Origin of the sequence: Micromonospora sp. NPDC002296 (genome assembly GCF_040296145.1) — a bacterium.
Taxonomy (GTDB): domain Bacteria; phylum Actinomycetota; class Actinomycetes; order Mycobacteriales; family Micromonosporaceae; genus Micromonospora.
Window position 1 is genome coordinate 201,085 of sequence record NZ_JBEOWQ010000007.1, and the last position, 15,239, is coordinate 216,323.

12 protein-coding genes and 2 pseudogenes are annotated in these 15,239 nt (G+C 72.4%); 8 read left to right on the forward strand and 6 right to left on the reverse strand.

All coding sequences use genetic code 11. From position 1 onward, the window contains the following. Positions 1-65: 65 nt before the first annotated feature. The 3 genes from ABT023_RS09015 (at position 66) to ABT023_RS09025 (ending at position 2,457) form a co-directional block, all read left to right on the forward strand. A complete protein-coding gene (locus tag ABT023_RS09015) occupies positions 66-1,316 on the forward strand; it encodes a hypothetical protein (protein WP_350883316.1) in 1,251 nt (416 codons plus the stop codon). Positions 1,317-1,470: 154 nt separating this feature from the next. Then, the gene (locus ABT023_RS09020) at positions 1,471-1,725 is read left to right on the forward strand and encodes a hypothetical protein (protein ID WP_350883318.1); all 255 of its coding nucleotides are present in this window, start codon (positions 1,471-1,473) and stop codon (positions 1,723-1,725) included. A 126-nt stretch (positions 1,726-1,851) separates the two neighbouring features. Continuing rightward, positions 1,852-2,457, forward strand: a complete 606-nt coding sequence (locus ABT023_RS09025; RefSeq protein ID WP_350883320.1) for a lipoprotein — start codon at positions 1,852-1,854, stop codon at positions 2,455-2,457. A 284-nt stretch (positions 2,458-2,741) separates the two neighbouring features. Here the strand turns inward: ABT023_RS09025 and ABT023_RS09030 are convergent, their stop codons facing one another. Beyond that, the gene (locus ABT023_RS09030; protein WP_350883322.1) at positions 2,742-3,521 is read right to left on the reverse strand and encodes a MerR family transcriptional regulator; all 780 of its coding nucleotides are present in this window, start codon (positions 3,519-3,521) and stop codon (positions 2,742-2,744) included. A gap of 53 nt (positions 3,522-3,574) precedes the next feature. On the opposite strand from ABT023_RS09030, the gene ABT023_RS09035 reads away from it, so the two are divergent. Both ABT023_RS09035 and ABT023_RS09040 read left to right on the forward strand, forming a co-directional pair. After that, entirely contained in the window at positions 3,575-4,096 is a 522-nt protein-coding gene (locus tag ABT023_RS09035; protein WP_502890621.1) for a DUF6194 family protein, read from the forward strand. Positions 4,097-4,160: 64 nt separating this feature from the next. After that, a complete protein-coding gene (locus tag ABT023_RS09040) occupies positions 4,161-5,081 on the forward strand; it encodes a hypothetical protein (protein ID WP_350883324.1) in 921 nt (306 codons plus the stop codon). A gap of 16 nt (positions 5,082-5,097) precedes the next feature. Here the strand turns inward: ABT023_RS09040 and ABT023_RS09045 are convergent, their stop codons facing one another. Next, complete coding sequence (locus ABT023_RS09045) at positions 5,098-7,065, reverse strand: heavy metal translocating P-type ATPase (protein ID WP_350883326.1); 1,968 nt, start codon at positions 7,063-7,065, stop codon at positions 5,098-5,100. Between the two features lie 551 nt (positions 7,066-7,616). Continuing rightward, entirely contained in the window at positions 7,617-8,330 is a 714-nt protein-coding gene (locus ABT023_RS09050) for a hypothetical protein (protein ID WP_350883328.1), read from the reverse strand. A gap of 401 nt (positions 8,331-8,731) precedes the next feature. Between ABT023_RS09050 and ABT023_RS09060 the strand changes: the two genes are divergently transcribed. Beyond that, positions 8,732-9,829: a serine hydrolase domain-containing protein gene (locus ABT023_RS09060; protein ID WP_350883330.1), complete on the forward strand. Its 1,098-nt coding sequence runs from the start codon at positions 8,732-8,734 to the stop codon at positions 9,827-9,829. A 101-nt stretch (positions 9,830-9,930) separates the two neighbouring features. Here ABT023_RS09060 and ABT023_RS09065 read toward each other — a convergent pair whose 3' ends face one another. Together ABT023_RS09065 and ABT023_RS09070 are read right to left on the reverse strand one after the other, a co-directional pair. Continuing rightward, a complete protein-coding gene (locus ABT023_RS09065) occupies positions 9,931-12,060 on the reverse strand; it encodes a WD40 domain-containing protein (RefSeq protein WP_350883332.1) in 2,130 nt (709 codons plus the stop codon). Between the two features lie 632 nt (positions 12,061-12,692). After that, positions 12,693-13,277, reverse strand: a pseudogene (locus tag ABT023_RS09070) (NB-ARC domain-containing protein); the annotation flags it as partial. A 395-nt stretch (positions 13,278-13,672) separates the two neighbouring features. On the opposite strand from ABT023_RS09070, the gene ABT023_RS09075 reads away from it, so the two are divergent. Further along, complete coding sequence (locus ABT023_RS09075; protein WP_350883348.1) at positions 13,673-14,314, forward strand: HAD family hydrolase; 642 nt, start codon at positions 13,673-13,675, stop codon at positions 14,312-14,314. A 76-nt stretch (positions 14,315-14,390) separates the two neighbouring features. Next, positions 14,391-15,005, forward strand: coding sequence for a GTP cyclohydrolase II (locus ABT023_RS09080; RefSeq protein WP_350883334.1), 615 nt, complete (start codon positions 14,391-14,393; stop codon positions 15,003-15,005). A 48-nt stretch (positions 15,006-15,053) separates the two neighbouring features. On the opposite strand, the pseudogene ABT023_RS09085 reads toward ABT023_RS09080, so the two are convergent. Continuing rightward, positions 15,054-15,239, reverse strand: a pseudogene (locus tag ABT023_RS09085) (helix-turn-helix domain-containing protein); the annotation flags it as partial.

The window sequence follows — 15,239 nt, forward strand, 5'->3', positions numbered from 1 at the left end:
CCGGGTGTGAGCCGGCCGGGAGCGGGGATCCCCGGTCGGTCGCGGACGAGCCGGGGGACCACCAGATGAGCGAGGGGCGCGGAGACGCCGAGGACCGGCCGACCGGCGTACGGGGCTGGCCGACCCGGGCCGGGCAACTGCGCCGGGGGGCGGCCCGCCTGGCCGCCGGAGTCCCCGCGCCGTGGGGGTTCGTGCTGGCCGTCTTCGTCGGCTCCAAGCTCGTGCTGTCGCTGGTCGCCGTGACCGCGCTGACCGCCTGGGACGGGGTTCCCGGGGCACCCCCGGTGGACGAGGCGACGATGCGCGCCCAGCAGGACGCCATGTCGCCGCACCGGTGGCTCTCCCTCTGGTACGCCTGGGACTCCCTGCTCTACGACCACCTGGCCCGGCTGCCGCTCACCGGCGGGTGGAGCGAGTTCGGCTTCCCGCTGCTCTACCCGTTCCTGGCCCGGCCGGTCGCCGCGCTGCTGGGCGGGAACACCGCGTGGGCGCTGCTGCTGGTCGCCAACGTCGCGTTCCTGTTCCAGCTCTACTACGCTCACCGGCTCGGCGAACGGCTCTGCGGCGACGACGCGGCGGCCCGGCGCTTCGTCCGGTACCTGCTGCTGCTGCCCGCCGCGTTCCTGTTCCAGGCGGCGTTGACCGAGTCGCTCTTCCTCTGCCTCGCCCTCGCCGCCTTCTGGTACGCCGAGCGGCGGCGGTGGCTGCTCGTCGGTGTCGTCGGCTTCTTCCTCGCGCTGAGCCGGTCGGTCGGCTTCCTCGTCGTCGTCCCGCTCGCCCTGGTTCTGCTGCGCGAGCACGCGTACCGGCTGGACCCGCGCACGCTCGGCCGGTACCTGCGGCTCGGCTGGCCGCTGCTGCTCCTGCCGGCCGGGTGGCTCGCCTTCATGGCGTTCGCCGGGTGGCAGACGGGAGACTGGTTCGCCTACCAGCACGCCCAGGAGCGGGGCTGGGGAATCAGGGTGCAGAACCCGCTCTGGGTGGCGTACCACGGCCTGACCGGCGGCTCGGCCGCCGACGCCGCACGGGTCTGGTTGGCCCTGGCCGTCGTGGCGGTTGCGGTCGCCGGGTTCCGCCGCGCCGAGCTGCCCTACCTGGTCTACACCCTGGTCGTGGTGCTGGTGCCGCTGTCGATGGGGCCGCCGGTGTACAAGAGCCTGCTGCGCTACCTGCTGGCCGCGTTCCCGGTCGCCCTGGTTCTCGCCCGGTGGGCCCGCCGCGCCACCGTCGACAACTGGCTCACCGCCGCCCTGGCCCTGCTCCAGGGCACCTTGTTCGTGGTCTGGCTGACCTACTGGACCCACTTCATCATCTGACGCCGCCGCGAGGATGTGACCGACGCCCCTGCCCGGCAGAGGTTTAGCGTGCCCCGGGAAGGTGAACGTTCAGGGACAGCGATGACGAGAGGGGTCCCGCGTGTCCGGCACAACGCACCACCGGTCCAGTCACGACGCAACCGCACCTAGCGACGTGACGGACCCGCTGCTGTGGCGCCTGGCGTACGACGTCGCCGAGGCCCACCAACCCGACGAGACCGGCCGTTGCCGCAGCCTGCTCTGCGCGGGCCAGCAGGGCCCGTGCGAGACGCTGCACAACGCGGAGCGCGCCATGGAACTGGCCCGGGGGGCCGGCGCCGTCGAATCCCGGTGGCCCGCATCCCGCGCCCAGTCCGCCGCGACGGCCCCGCCCCAGCGGCGGCCCCGCGCCGATCAGGAGGCCGCCTGACGGCCCCGGGGACCCGAACGTGACCGCGGCGGGGGCGAGCACGGCGGGGCGCGGGCGGGTTAGCATCCGTCGCCGCGACACCGGCGGCGCGAACCACGACGGGGGCGACGACAGATGTTCCGACGGGTGGCCGTACTAGTGGCCGCACTCACCCTCACCGCGACGGCCGGCTGCGCCGACAGGGCGACGCCCACGGCCGCGCCCGCCTCGACCGCGTCGCCGGTCGCGGCCGGCCCGCCCTGGTACGACGAGGTCGCCCCGGCGACTGCCGGCACCACGGTCGGCCCCGAGGGCACCGCCTGCCCGCTCCCGATGACCTTCTCGGTGCCACCGGAGTGGAAGGTGAAGGCGGTCAAATCCGGGACGGACTACCGGGCCGGCCCCGCCCTGCTGCTCTGCGAGATCGACGCGAAGCCGGCCGGGAACATCGGCTTCCTGCGGGTCTGGGGGATCGAGGAAGCCGCCCCGCTGAACCCGCAGGTCACTGTGGACAAGTTCCTCGCCGAGTACAGCAGCAAGGCCGAGGACCCGCGGTATCGCCGGACCAAGGCCGGGCCGCTGGACTCGTTCGAGGCGACCTGGACCGAGGAGGGCAGCCGCAAGCGGGCGATCGTGGTCTCCAACCCGCACGGCCGGCTCATGCTCACCCTCGGAGGTACGGACGACGAGGAGTTCGAGGCGATGCTCCCGGCGTACCAGTTGGCCAAGTCGAGCGCGAACCTGCCGAAGTGACCGACCGTGCGTCCGGGCCGCCCCGTCGTGGGCCGGGCGCACGGTCGACGACCGCTGGATCGCGCTGGAGCGCGGAACAAGATCGCGCTCGATCAGGGAAGCAGTGGCATCGTTCCGGGTAGGAGGCCACACTTTCCGGGATCGAGCGCGATCTTGCACGGCCGGCCGATCGCCGGCTGCTCCCGGGAAGCCGCCCGGCCCCGGGGCGCTCCGCAACTGGTGGATGTCCGCTCGTCGTCAGGGCAGCGGGTGGTGGCGCACGCGTTTCGACGCAGGCCTTTTAGCTAGTCCCGGGGCCCGTCCGGCGGGGACAGATGGTCCGCGAGCCGCGCGGCGGCGGTGAGCATGGCCCGCCCCCGGTCGGTGAGCCGCCGCCGCCAGCCCTCCAGGGAACCGGCCAGCGCCTCGGGGCCGGCGGCGGCGCGGACCTGGCGCAGGACCGTGGCGATGTGGTCGAGCCGGTAGCCGCCGCGCCGGAGCAGGTGCGCCAGGTCGGCGTCGCGGACGTCGTCGACCCGGTACAGCCGGTGGCCGGTGTCGGGACCGCGCTGCGGCACGAGGACGCCGGCCCGCTCCCACTTGCGCAGGGTTGCCGGCGTCACGCCGATCCGGTGGGCGAGGTGGCCGATCGTCAGCGGACGGTCGGGCCGGCTCGTGGCCGGCGACCCCGCCGGTGCGGCCCCGGGGGGTACGCCGGTGGCCGCCAGGACCCCGACGGTCGCCTCGACGACGTCGAGCGTCTCGCGGTCGCGGAGCAGTTGGGCGTGGCTGCGGTCGATCGCCCGTAGTGCGCTGTCCACGTCGCCGGCGTTGACGGCGCGCATGATCTCGCCGGCGGTCGCGTAGCCGTGTGCCGGCACGAGCGCGAGGTAGGCGCGCAGCGCGTGCGCGTGCAGGGTCGAGTAGGCGCGGTAGCCGCTCGGCGTGCGCGGGGCCGGCGGCAGCACCCCGTCGCGTTCGTAGTTGCGGACCGCCTGGGTGGAGATGCCGTGCTCCCGGGCAAGGTCTGCGGGGCGGTACGAACGCCCATGTTCTCCCGTTTGAGACTTCAGCCCGACCTCCAAGCGGCAGATGACGCCAAACCTTCACAGGGTAGGTCAACGATACGGTAGAGGCCATGACTTCTCTGCCTGAGTCCTCCGGCGATCGAGCGGCGCCGGCCGTGGCCGAACTCGTCGAGCGGATCGTCGCGCTGCCGCACGTCACGCAGGTGCAGGCCGACGAGCGGTCCGGTGCGCCGGAGGTGAGCTGGGGCGACCGGTTCTTCTTCGTCGGGTCCGACCGCCGCCGGCCGTTCGCCACCATCGTGGAGCACGACGTCCCCGGCTTCGACGAGGACTCGCACCTCGACCGGCCGGGAATCTTCCGCCTCAACGTGCACGTCGGCCGTGAGGAGTTCCGACGCCGGTTCGGTTACCCGCCCGCAGAGCTCCCCGGCCACCGGTCGGGAATCGACTTCACCCGGTGCGACGAGATCCTGCCCCACCCCGCCTACGGCACGTACGGCTGGGCGTGCGTGCTCAACCCCGGCATCCGGCGGCTCCCCGAGGTCGACCGGCTGCTCGCCCACGCGCACGCCCGGGCGGCCGGCAGCACCGGCGGACGCTCGGGAAGCAGCAACCATGAAGTAGGCGGCTGAGGACAAGGTGAAACAGAGGAGAACCTCGATGCGACGTATCGCTGACCTGCCAGCATGGACTCCGGTGGGCGTGGGCCTGCTCGCGGCCGTGGCCGCGCTGGCGGGTGGGTGCGCGGCCAAGACCGCCGACGCCGGCACGGCCGGCCCTCAGTTGGGTGGCGTACAGCAGACCCTCGACCGGCTCGCCGTGCAGATCGGCGGTGACCTCGACGACCGCCGCGCCAGCCAGTTCCTGACGTACGTGGCGTATCAGCGGCCCATCCGTGCTTGTATGGCTGACGCGGGATTGGACTACACGCCACCACGGTTCGTCGACCCGTACGAGCACTGGCCGGCGGTGCGTCCGCTGAGCATGTATGACGAGATCGTGCCGGTGGACACCGCCCACGTCACCGCCAACGGCCTGTACGTCGCCGCCGACCTGACCCGAACGGCGACACCCGACAGCGAGAACCCCGGCCACGACCGTTCGAACAAGGCGGGCAAGGCCGCGTACGGCGCACATGTCACCAAGTGCCAGCCGTCAGCGAAGCAGTACGAGAACGTGGGCACTCCGGCGCTGTCCGCCAAGCTGTTCGCAGACCTCGACACCCTGGTCGGATCCGTCGTGGGCACCTCGGAGGTCAGGGCGCAGTCCGCAGGCTACGCCACGTGTATGGGCAATCGCGGCATCAACGCGGCGAGCAGACAGGAGCTGGCCGGCGTGGTCCGCAACAGCTACGCCGCGCTCCTCGACACCGATTCCGGCCGGCTGGCCGTCGCCACGACCAGCCCGCAGTTCGTTACGGCGAAGGCCGGCGAGCAGGCGGCCGCTCAAGCAGACGCAGACTGCCGACGCCCCGCGTACGAGCTGACTCTCACGCTGCTGGAGCCGCGGCTGGCTGCGTTCGAGGCCGACCATGCCAACGAGCTGACGCAGCTGGCTGCCGACTGGGCTGGTGTCCGGACCCGGGCAGCTCAGGCGGGGAAGACCATCGACTGGTAGCCCGATGAGGACCATCTCACTGTTCGGTCGGCGCGAGCTGTACCCGCCGGAGCAGTTGCGCGTTGAGGGCCACGACGATCGTCGACGCCGACATCAGGACGGCGGCGATGGCGGGGTTCAGGGCGAAGCCGGCCCAGGCCAGCACTCCGGCGGCGAGCGGGAGTGCGATGACGTTGTAGCCGGCGGCCCAGGCCAGATTCTGGATCATCTTGCGGTACGAGGCGCGGGACAGGCGGATGATCCCGGTGACGCCGCGGGGGTCGGAGGAGGCGAGCACGACACCGGCCGACTCGATGGCGACGTCGGTGCCGGCGCCGATGGCGATGCCGACGTCGGCACGGGCCAGGGCGGGAGCGTCGTTCACCCCGTCGCCGACCATCGCCACGGTCAGCCCGCGGCGTTGCAGGTCGGCGACGGTGTCGTCCTTGTCCGCCGGCAGGACCTCGGCGAAGACCTCGTCGATGCCGGGCCGGAACCCCAGGTCGGCGGCGACAGCATCGGCGACCGGGCGGGCGTCGCCTGTGATCATCATCAGTTTCTTGACGCCCAGCCGCCGGAGCTGGTCGATCGCCTGCCGGGCCTCCGGGCGTACCTCGTCCTCGAGCGCGAGTGCGCCCAGGATCTTCGCGGTCGCGTCGAGTCGGGCGAGGTAGAGCACCGCCGCTCCTCGGTCCGACCACTGCCCGGACGTGTGGGCGATGTCGTCGGGGACGTCAGCGCCGATTTCACGCAGGAGCGCGGGGCCGCCCACGGCGTACTGGGCGCCGTTGACGGTGGCGCGTACCCCTCGGCCCGTCAGCGACTCGAAGCCGGTCGCCCGTAGCGGTTGCCCGTGTCGGGCGGCGGCGGCCACGATCGCGCGGGCGAGCGGGTGCTCGCTGTCCGCCTCGACCGCCCCGGCCAGCCGGAGCACCTCGTCCTCGCTGCCGCCGGCGGTCACGGCTACTGCGGTGACGGCATGTTCGCCCTTGGTCAGGGTGCCGGTCTTGTCGAACAGCACCGCGTCGACGGTGCGCATCCGTTCCAGCGCGAGCCGGTCCTTGACCAGGATGCCGGACTTCGCGGCCAGCGCGGTGGACAGGGCGATGACGAGGGGGATGGCCAGGCCGAGGGCGTGGGGGCAGGCGATGACCAGAACCGTCACGGTACGGATCACCGCCTCGTTGACGTCGCCGAGCGCGGACCACACGACGAACGTGAGGATGGCGGCGCCGGTGGCGATGTAGACCAGCCAGGCGGCGAACCGGTCGGCGAGCAACTGCGCCCGCCCCTGTGACTGTTGCGCCTCGGCGACGAGGCGTTGGATGCCGGCCAGCGCGGTGTTCTCACCGATCGCGTCGACGCGTACCCGGATCGCGGAGTCGGTGGCGACCGTGCCCGCGACCGCCCGGTCGCCGGGGCCTCGCGGCACCGGCCGCGACTCGCCGGTGATCATCGATTCGTCGAGTTCGGCCCTGCCGTCCACGATCTGCCCGTCGGCCGGTACCCGGGCGCCGGGGCGGACGAGCACCACGTCGCCGACGCGTAGCTGATCCACGGGAACCCGCTGGACGCCGTCTTCGGTGACACGTTCGGCGTCGTCGGGTAGCAACGCGGCCAGCGCGGCGAGCGCACCCCGGGCCTGGCCGATGGCCTTCATCTCCTGCCAGTGCCCGAGCAGCATGATCGTCACCAGCGCGGCCAGCTCCCACCAGAAGTCGAGGTCGAACGCTCCGGCGGTGGTGGCCAGCGACGCGCCATAGGCGACGGTGATCGCCATCGAGACCAGCAGCATCATCCCGGGCGCACGGTCGCGCAGCTCGCGGACCGCGCCGACCAGGAACGGCCAGCCGCCGTAGAAGAACACGACCGTGCCGAGCACCGGACCGACCCATGACATGCCGGGGAAGTCGAGCGAGTACCCGAACCAGTCCATCACCATGTGGCTGGTGACCACGATCGGCACCGTCAGCGCGAAAGTCAGCCAGAACTTGCGGCGGAACACCTCGGGGTCGTGCCCCGCGTGCTTGTCGTGCCCCTGATGCCCGCCGTGGCCGGCGTGCTGATCATGTCCTGCGTGCTGCTCACTGCCTCCGTGTGCCGCCTGCCCAGTCGTCGGACCGCTCCCACCGTTCGGAACCGGATCATCGCCCGCAACGTTATGGCGCATCTCATCGCCTCCTTTTCCCTGGTGGCCAGCGTACCCGATACCCCCAGGGGGTATGAGTGCGAGGGGTGTGGAGTGAACTTTCCCCCTTTGGGTCTGGTTCTCCGGACTCGGAGGCGTACCCCGCCTGGTCCGGGCAATGCCATCAAGGGGGGATTCCGGGTGAGGCAGCAGCCGACCAGGGTTCCGTTGCGGGTCGGCGCCGAAATCGCCCATGCGGCGATCTCGGGGGCCGAACTCCCTGCGGCGGGGGCTCCGAAACGCCCCGAGGGTGAGCACCGAGCCGGGTGCTCACCCTCGGGTTTCGCCGCATGGACCGCCGGGCGGGTGCGTGGGCGTGCGGGACCGTTGCCCTCGACGGAGCCGTACCCGCTCTGCCCCCGGCCGGATCAGCCGCAGCGGCGGAAGGCGTCCGTGGTGCCGGCGGTGGTAACCACGCCGGAGCCCTGGTCGAGGACGACGATGATGGCCGGCTCAGTCAGTCCGGAGCGGCAGCGGATGTCCGCGACGTACTGCCAGCCGGAGATTGCGCCGCTGCTGTTTGCGGTGAGCGACCCAAGCGAGTACGGGCCGACCGTGTTGATCCGCACCGCATAGAAGCGCACCGGCCGGTTGGGGGAGAGCCCGCTGCCGGTGGCGTACAGGTAGCCGCCGAGTTGGTGGTTCGTGGTGGTGACGCTGACTCCGCCACGTGGCGTCGCACCCGGGTCGACCAGCCGCCAGGGCGCGTTGGCGTTGTCGCTGTACGCCCGGTCGCGGCTGGACGGGAACACGCAAACGAGGTCCGAGGAGCGCGTCTCACGCCACACGAACCCCACCTTGCAGAAGCCGTTGGGCTCTCGGCGCGACGGCCCCAGGGCGTTCTCGGTCTGGGTGTCGGACCGCGTCTGCGGGGTCACGCAGACCTGGTCACCCGGCACCGCTTCCCGCCAGACGTAGCCGGTCGCGCAGGTGTACGGCCCCCAGGGCAGGTCCGCTGCTTGCGCCGGTGAGGCCACGGTCAGCAGGCCGGCCAGCAGCACCACCGCCGCGAGCGTCTCCGCCAGCCAACGCAGCCTGGTGTCGCGACCGGCGTCCGTCGCCATCTTTCCGATGTCGTGCATCTGCCATCCTCTGTGGTCGGTCGGTCAGTCCCGTACGTGTGGTTCTCTTCCGTTGACAGGGACATTCGACCGTGGTCCCAAGCTTTGGGAGGGTGCTCCGCTGGATTCCCGACACTGTCCGAAATTGAGCATCTTCGATCAGATCGTTGGTGCGGGCGGCGGTCGGGTCGTGCACGGCGCCGGGTGGGGCAGGTGAAGCCCGGATCGGGCGTCCGGAGCGGTCCGCGATGATGTGCAGCCCTTTGCCTCATATACCCCCGGAGGGTATCGTGCACATGGCGTGCCTCGATCTGTCCGAGGTGTGTCTGTGACGTCAGAGGCTGTCTGCGCTGCCGCCGGAACGACCACCGCTTGTCCCGGGGCCCCGCAGCATCCAGTTGCCGCGAAGCGGGGAGGCGGAAATGGTTCAGGCCGAAGGGTTCGCCGAGCACGGGTACGACGCGGTGCGCCAGGTCTTCCAACAACTACTGGACGACGGTCGGGAAACCGGGGCGGGAGTGTCGGTCTGGCGCGACGGCCGGGAGGTCGTCCGGCTCAGCGGCGGCTGGGCCGACCCCGAACGGCGACGGCCCTGGCGCGACGACACCCTGGTACAGCCGTACTCACTGTCCAAGGTCTTCGCCACACTCGCCGCCCTGATCGCCGTCCGCGACGGCGCGCTGTCCCTGGACGAGCCGATCGCCACCTACTGGAAGGAATACGGCGTCAGAGGCAAGGAACGGACCACGCTGCGTCAGGTGCTCACCCACCAGGCGGGTCAACCCCGGTTCCCGGCCGAGGCCGCCACCCTCGACCTGCTCGACGACACCGCCCTGCGGGCGAGCCTGGCCGAGGCGGCACCGGAGTACGTGCCCGGCACGTCGCTGGGAGAGCACGCGCTCACCTACGGCCACCTCATCGACGGCATCCTGCGCGCCGCCGCCGGCACCACGCTTCAGGAGGTGTACGACGGCGTCGTACGCCCCGCACTCGGGCTGGACGCGTGGTTCGGCGTACCGGACGGCGCCCTGGACCGCGTCGCCGACCTGGAGTACGCGAGCCCGGACTGGCCGACCCAGCTCCACGCGGCCCCGTGGCTGCGGATCCCCGCGGGCCCGCTCGACACCACGCGGGCGAACTCCAGGATCTGGCGTCAGTCGGTCTTCGCGGCGGTCAACCTGCACACCACCGCAACCGCCATGGCCGGCTTCTTCGCCCACCTCACCAGCGACGACGGGCCCCTGCGTCAGCTACTCGGTCCCGACCTGCACGCGGAGCTGCTGAGATCCCAGGTCACCGGACACGACGAGGTATTCGGCACCAGACTCACCTGGACACTCGGGTTCATCCGCGACCGCGGCAAGATCGCCAAAGGTGGCATCGGAGGCTCCGCCGCCTGGTGGTCACTCACCCACCACCACGCCTGCGCGTACCTCACCCGCAGGCTGGACGACCACTCGCGCGCCGCAGCCATCGCCGCGGCCCTCGGCGACGACCTGACCGTGGTCGGGGAGGACTGACAGACGATCACGTTCCCCCGGTGCTCACCGGCCTGGTGCGGGCGGCCCGCCGCTCGCGGCGGATGAGCGCGGCAGCACCGAGACAGGCCAGGTGAGGCAGGTCAGTCCCGGTAGTGCAGGAGGTAGACGCCGGCGGCCCCCACGGTGCAGAGCAGCGACCCGCTCGGGTGCCACGCGACCCAGACCACCGGTCCCGCCACCCGGAGCGCGCACCGGCAGTCGCCGGTGGCGACGTCCCACAGCCGTACGGTCTGGTCGTTGCTGGCGGTGGCCAGCAGGGTGCCGTCCGGGGAGAAGGCGCACCGGTCGGCCCAACTGTGGTGGCCGACGAGGACGCCTTTCTGGCTGCCGTCCGCGACCCGCCACAGGCGGACGGACCGGTCCCCGCTGGCCGTGGCGAGCAGGCTGCCGTCGGGGGAGAACACGCAACTGGCGACGCTGCTGGTGTGCCCCGAGATCACCAGGTGTTCACGGCCGTCGCGCAGCCGCCAGATCCGCACCTGCCCGCTGGCGTTCGCGGCGGCCAGCAGGGTGCCGTCCGGCGAGAACGCGCAACTGCGGAACCCCCGCGACGGGTCGGTGAACACGGCCACCTCGGCGCCGTCGGCCACGTTCCACAGCCGTACGGTGCGGTCGGCGCTGGCGGTGGCGAGCAGGCTGCCGTCGGGGGAGAACGCGCAACTGCGGACCCAGTCCGTGTGCGCGACGATCTCGCGGGCCAACTGGTGGTCGTTGACGCGCCACACCCGGGCGGTCTGGTAGCTCGTCGTGGCCAGCAACCGGCCGTCCGGGGAGAAGCCGCAGCTGATGACCCGGCTGCGGTGGCCGACGAGCGTGGCGCGCTCGACGCCGTCGGCGGCCCCGCGCAGCCGTACGGTCCCGTCGTAGCTGGTCGTCGCCAACAGGGTGCCGTCCGGGGAGAAGGCGCAACTGTTCACCTTGTCGCTGCGGGTGCCGAGCACGCGGACCTCGGCGAGGTCGTCGGCGGCCCACACCCGGATCGTCTGGTCGTTGCTCACGCTGGCGACCACGGAGCCGTCGGGGGAGTAGGCGCACTTCCAGACCGCCCCGGTGTGGCCGGTGACCGTCTTCAGCCTGGCCCCGTCGGCCACACTCCAGAGCCAGACCCGGCCGTAGCTGGTCGTCGCCAGGCGGGCGCTGTCCGGGGAGAACGAGCAACTGTTGATCTCGTCGGCGGCGCCGGTCATCGTGACGTGCCGGCGGGGGTCGGCGACCTGCCACAGTCGCACCATGCCCGGGCTGGTGGTCGCCAGCAGGGTGCCGTCGTGGGAGAAGGCGCAGCCCCAGAGCCCGCCCGGGTGCCCGGTGAGGACGGCCTGCTCGGTGCCGTCCGCGACCCGCCACAGCCGGCCGGTACGGTCGGTGCTGACCGTGGCCAGCAGGGTGCCGTCCGGGGAGAACGCGCAGCCGCGCACCTCGCTGGTGTGACCCGTCAGGACGGCGGCCTCCTTGCCGTCGGCGGTCCGCCACAGGCGCACGGAGCCGTCGGCGGCGGTCGAGGCGACGAGTGTGCCGTCGGGCGAGAACGCGCAGCTCCGTACCCAGTCGGTGTGCCCGTGCAGCACGGCGGTCTGGACGCCGTCGGCGACCCGCCAGATCCGCACCGTCCAGTCGGTGCTGGCCGTGGCCAGCAGGGTGCCGTCGGGGGAGAACGCGCAGTCCCAGACGCCGCCGGTGTGCCCGGTGAGGATCGCCTGCTCGGCCCAGTCGCTCAGGCTCCACAGCCGCACCGTGCCGTCGTCGCTGCTCGTCGCGAGCAGCGGGGCGGTGGGGGAGAACGCGCAACTGGTCACGCCGCCGGTGTGGCCCGGGCGGGACGGCGCGCTGCGGTCGGGCCGGTCCGGCAGCGGCAGCGCCGGGTCCAGCCGGGGCCGGGGCAGGGTGGCGCGGTACCGGTCGACGACGTCCTCCAGCCCTGGTACGCCGTGCAACCGGCTGGCCAGGGTCGCGCCCAGGGCGGGCGGCGGGTTGATCGGGCCCAGCAGCGGGGCCGCCGCCGAGATCTCCTGGCGCAGCAGGCCGGTGACGGGGCTGCCGCCGAGCGCCAGGTCCACCTCCACCGGGGCGGACGAGCCGAACCTGAGGGTCTTGGCCTCCGCCCAGCGCAGGTCCTGGAGCAGGGCCTCCAACTCGTCCCGCCGGCCCGCCTGAGCCAGGTGGTAGGGGAGGTAGCGCCACAGGTAGCCCGCCCGTGCGGCAGCCGCCACCACGGCCGGGGCGTCGCCTGCCCCGGGGGGAGCAGCCCCGTGGCGCTGTCGACCAGGCGCTGGTGCGCCGCGCTCCAGGTGACGCCCACGCAGCGGGTCTGGAGGTAGGCCCGTACGACGTCGTGCATCACCAGCCGGGGGCCGGGCCAGTCGAGGCGGTAGTCGGCGGCGAGGCCGAGCCCGACCAGTTCGTCGCAGAGCGCCGCCGCCCGCCGGTCGGGCCACAGGAGTTCGAGCACGTCCAGGGGAATCGGCACGTCCTCGGGGAAGATCCCCAGCTCGACGTACCGCCGCTGGTCGTCGGGGCTCAGCAGGGCCATGCTGGCACCCACGGTGACCTCGACGGCCTGGTTGCGTTCCGGTGACCGCCCGGGGTCGAACGCCCCGGGGCCCTCGGCCCGGAGCTGCTGCGCGACGTCCCGGGCGGCCTCGGCGGCGGGCTGGCCGTGGGCGATCCGGCGGCGCACCGCGCCGTTGACGAGGTTGAGCAGGATCGGCCAGCGCCCGGCGAGCTGCGCGAGCTGGTTCACGAGGTGCGGCGGCAGCTCGGTGACCCCGCTCGCCACCAGCTCCCGGGCCTGGGTGGCGGTCATCGCGTCGACCGGGATGCGCTCGCCGTGGGCCAGGACATCCGGGACGCGGGTGGTGACCAACCGGGTGCAGGACCGGCCGCCGTACCGGAAGGGGCGCAGCTGCGCCTCCACCCAGACGTCGTCCACGACGAGCAGCACGGGCCCGCGCTCGTCCAGCAGGCGGCCCAGCTCCGCCCCCGCGGCGTCCGGGTCGGAGATGGCCGAGCGCTGCCCGGACAGGGCGAAGATGAGGTCGTTGACGCGGACGGTCAGGTCGGTGCCGTGCGCCTCCTGACCCACGGTGACCCAGAGCAGCCCGCCGGGAAACCGCCGCTGGACCTCGGGCTGGTGGCACGCCCACGTGGCGAGCCACGTCTTGCCGAACCCGCCCGCCCCCTGCAGGCCGGTGGTCAGCCCCACCTCGGCGGGGGTCCCGGCGGTCAGCACCCGCACCAGGCGACCGCCGAGCTCGGGCCGCTCGACCATCCTGTCCAGCGGGGGCGCCATCCACGGCCGTCGCGGACCGCCGCCCGTCGGCCCGGCGGGTGACGCGGCCTTCGCGCGGTTCCTCCTCCGGTCGCCCAGGACGAGCGTCAGGCCGAGCACGGCCACCGGGAATGCCAGGATGTTCGCCCAGCCGGCGACCATTTCGAGGTCGCCGGCGGTCAGCGCCCAGACCGGTAGTGTCACGCAGACGAGCGCCAGGCCGAAAACGGCGAGCCCGAATCCGATCCGGGCCAGCAGGGGCCACTTCCCGCGCCGCGTCCCATCCTTGTCCACCGGTACATGATGGATCGTTTCGTCAATGTGGTGAAGCAGCCGGCCGCCTCTTGCGGAGAATGTGGACGGCCGGCGTCGGCCCGCCGGGAAAGGAGAGGGAAAGGTCGTCCGAACGGGTCGGCTCACGTCCCGGCGCTCGTGGCGTCCCCGGTTCTGTCGGGTCGGCGTCACTCGACGAGAAATGGATGCTCGGACGCTTCGGGCGTCCACTGGTGTCGATGTACTGTGCCGTCGTGAGCGCCCCGCCCCAGGTGCCTTCGACGATGCCCGACGGCACCGGCTATGCCGCGCTGATCTTCGATTGGGACGGCACACTCGTCCACAGCCGGGAGCTCAACTTCCGGGCGCTGTCCGCCGCGATGCGCGAGCACGGCGCGACGCTCGACCCCGGGTGGTACTGGCTGCGCCAGGCCATCTCGGTGCCGGACCTGCTGGTGCTGTGGGAGCGGCAGTTCGGGCCGCTGTCGGCTCCGGTCGCCGTGATCACCGACCGGTTCCGGGCGCACGTGATCGAGGCCGCGCCGAGCCTCGTGGTCAACACCCCCGTCGCCGACGTCGCCCGTGCCGCCGCCGCCCGGGGGCAGAAACTGGCGATCGGCTCCAACGCGTCGACCGCCTCCATCACCGTCGGTCTCGCGGCGACCGGGCTCAGCCCGCTGTTCCCCGTCGTCGTCACCAGGAGCGACGTCACGCGTGGAAAGCCCGCGCCGGAGATCTACGCGCTGGCCGCGCGCCGGCTCGGCGTCGACGCGGGCGACTGCCTGGTGTACGAGGACGCCGAGGAGGGCGTCGCCAGCGCCCAGGCGGCGGGCATGGCCGCCTACAACATCAGCACCGGGGCCCTGGTGCCCCGGCCGCGCGCAGCGCCCCCGGGGCCGACGCTGCGACAGGTGCCGGAGGCATGACGTTTCTCCGGCGTGGCCCGGGTGGGGCTGTCCGTCGTGCCCGACGAACCAGGCGATCGATTCACCAGGGGTGTCCATGAATGAGGAAGTAGTCGCGATCCAACGGATTGCTCGATTCTCCCGGCCGACCGTTTTCGGGCAGTTCGAGGTGACGGTCTACAACAAGGACGGCAGTTTCCTTTTCGCCATCACCCGGGGCGACCTTCCGGCCGACGACCTTCTGGTGCGCGTGCAGTCGCCGTGCCTGTTCGGGGAGTCGTTCGGCGTGAACTCCTGCGACTGCGGCGCCCAGTTGACCGAGGCGCTACGGATCGGCGCGCAGCAGCCCCACTTCCTCCTGGTCTACCTGTCCAACCAGGAGGGGCGCGGCCTGGGCCTGTTCCAGAAGGTCAAACTCATCGAGGTCGAGGCCAACCGGAACGTCGGCATGATGGAGGCGTTCGACATTCTCGGCCTCCCGCTGGACATCCGCGAGTACCGGTCGGCGAGCGAGATGATCCGGGACCTCAACGGCGACCGCGCGATCCGCCTGATGACCAACAACCCGAAGAAGGTCGACGGCCTCACGGCCGGCGGGATCAGGATCTCCGAGCGGGTGCCGCTGCTGGTCGACCCGCCCAACGAGGCGTGCCGCGCCTACCTGAGGGCGAAGAAGGAGAACCTCGGGCACATCCTGCCGCACCTGGACTGACTGCGGCCGGTCGCGCGGAACCGGACGGGAATCCGGCGCGGGCGGTCCTCACGCGACTCCGACGGCCGTGGCCAGGTGCGCCACGTCGGCCGGGACGGGCCCGCCGCGCACCAGGTCGGCGATCACCGTACGGGCCACCGGCCGTAACCGGACCTCGGCCGGCGCGGTCCGGTGGGCCTCGACCAGCACGCGCCCGGCCGCGAGCGGGTCGCCGACCTGGAGGTACGCGCGGGC

Excerpts from the sequence above, each read along its gene's own strand:
- ABT023_RS09060 (WP_350883330.1), top strand. The coding sequence starts at position 8,732 with ATGGTTCAGGCCGAAGGGTTCGCCGAGCACGGGTACGACGCGGTGCGC.
- ABT023_RS09050 (WP_350883328.1), bottom strand. The coding sequence starts at position 8,330 with ATGCACGACATCGGAAAGATGGCGACGGACGCCGGTCGCGACACCAGG.
- ABT023_RS09015 (WP_350883316.1), top strand. The coding sequence starts at position 66 with ATGAGCGAGGGGCGCGGAGACGCCGAGGACCGGCCGACCGGCGTACGG.
- ABT023_RS09075 (WP_350883348.1), top strand. The coding sequence starts at position 13,673 with ATGCCCGACGGCACCGGCTATGCCGCGCTGATCTTCGATTGGGACGGC.
- ABT023_RS09035 (WP_502890621.1), top strand. The coding sequence starts at position 3,575 with ATGACTTCTCTGCCTGAGTCCTCCGGCGATCGAGCGGCGCCGGCCGTG.
- ABT023_RS09080 (WP_350883334.1), top strand. The coding sequence starts at position 14,391 with ATGAATGAGGAAGTAGTCGCGATCCAACGGATTGCTCGATTCTCCCGG.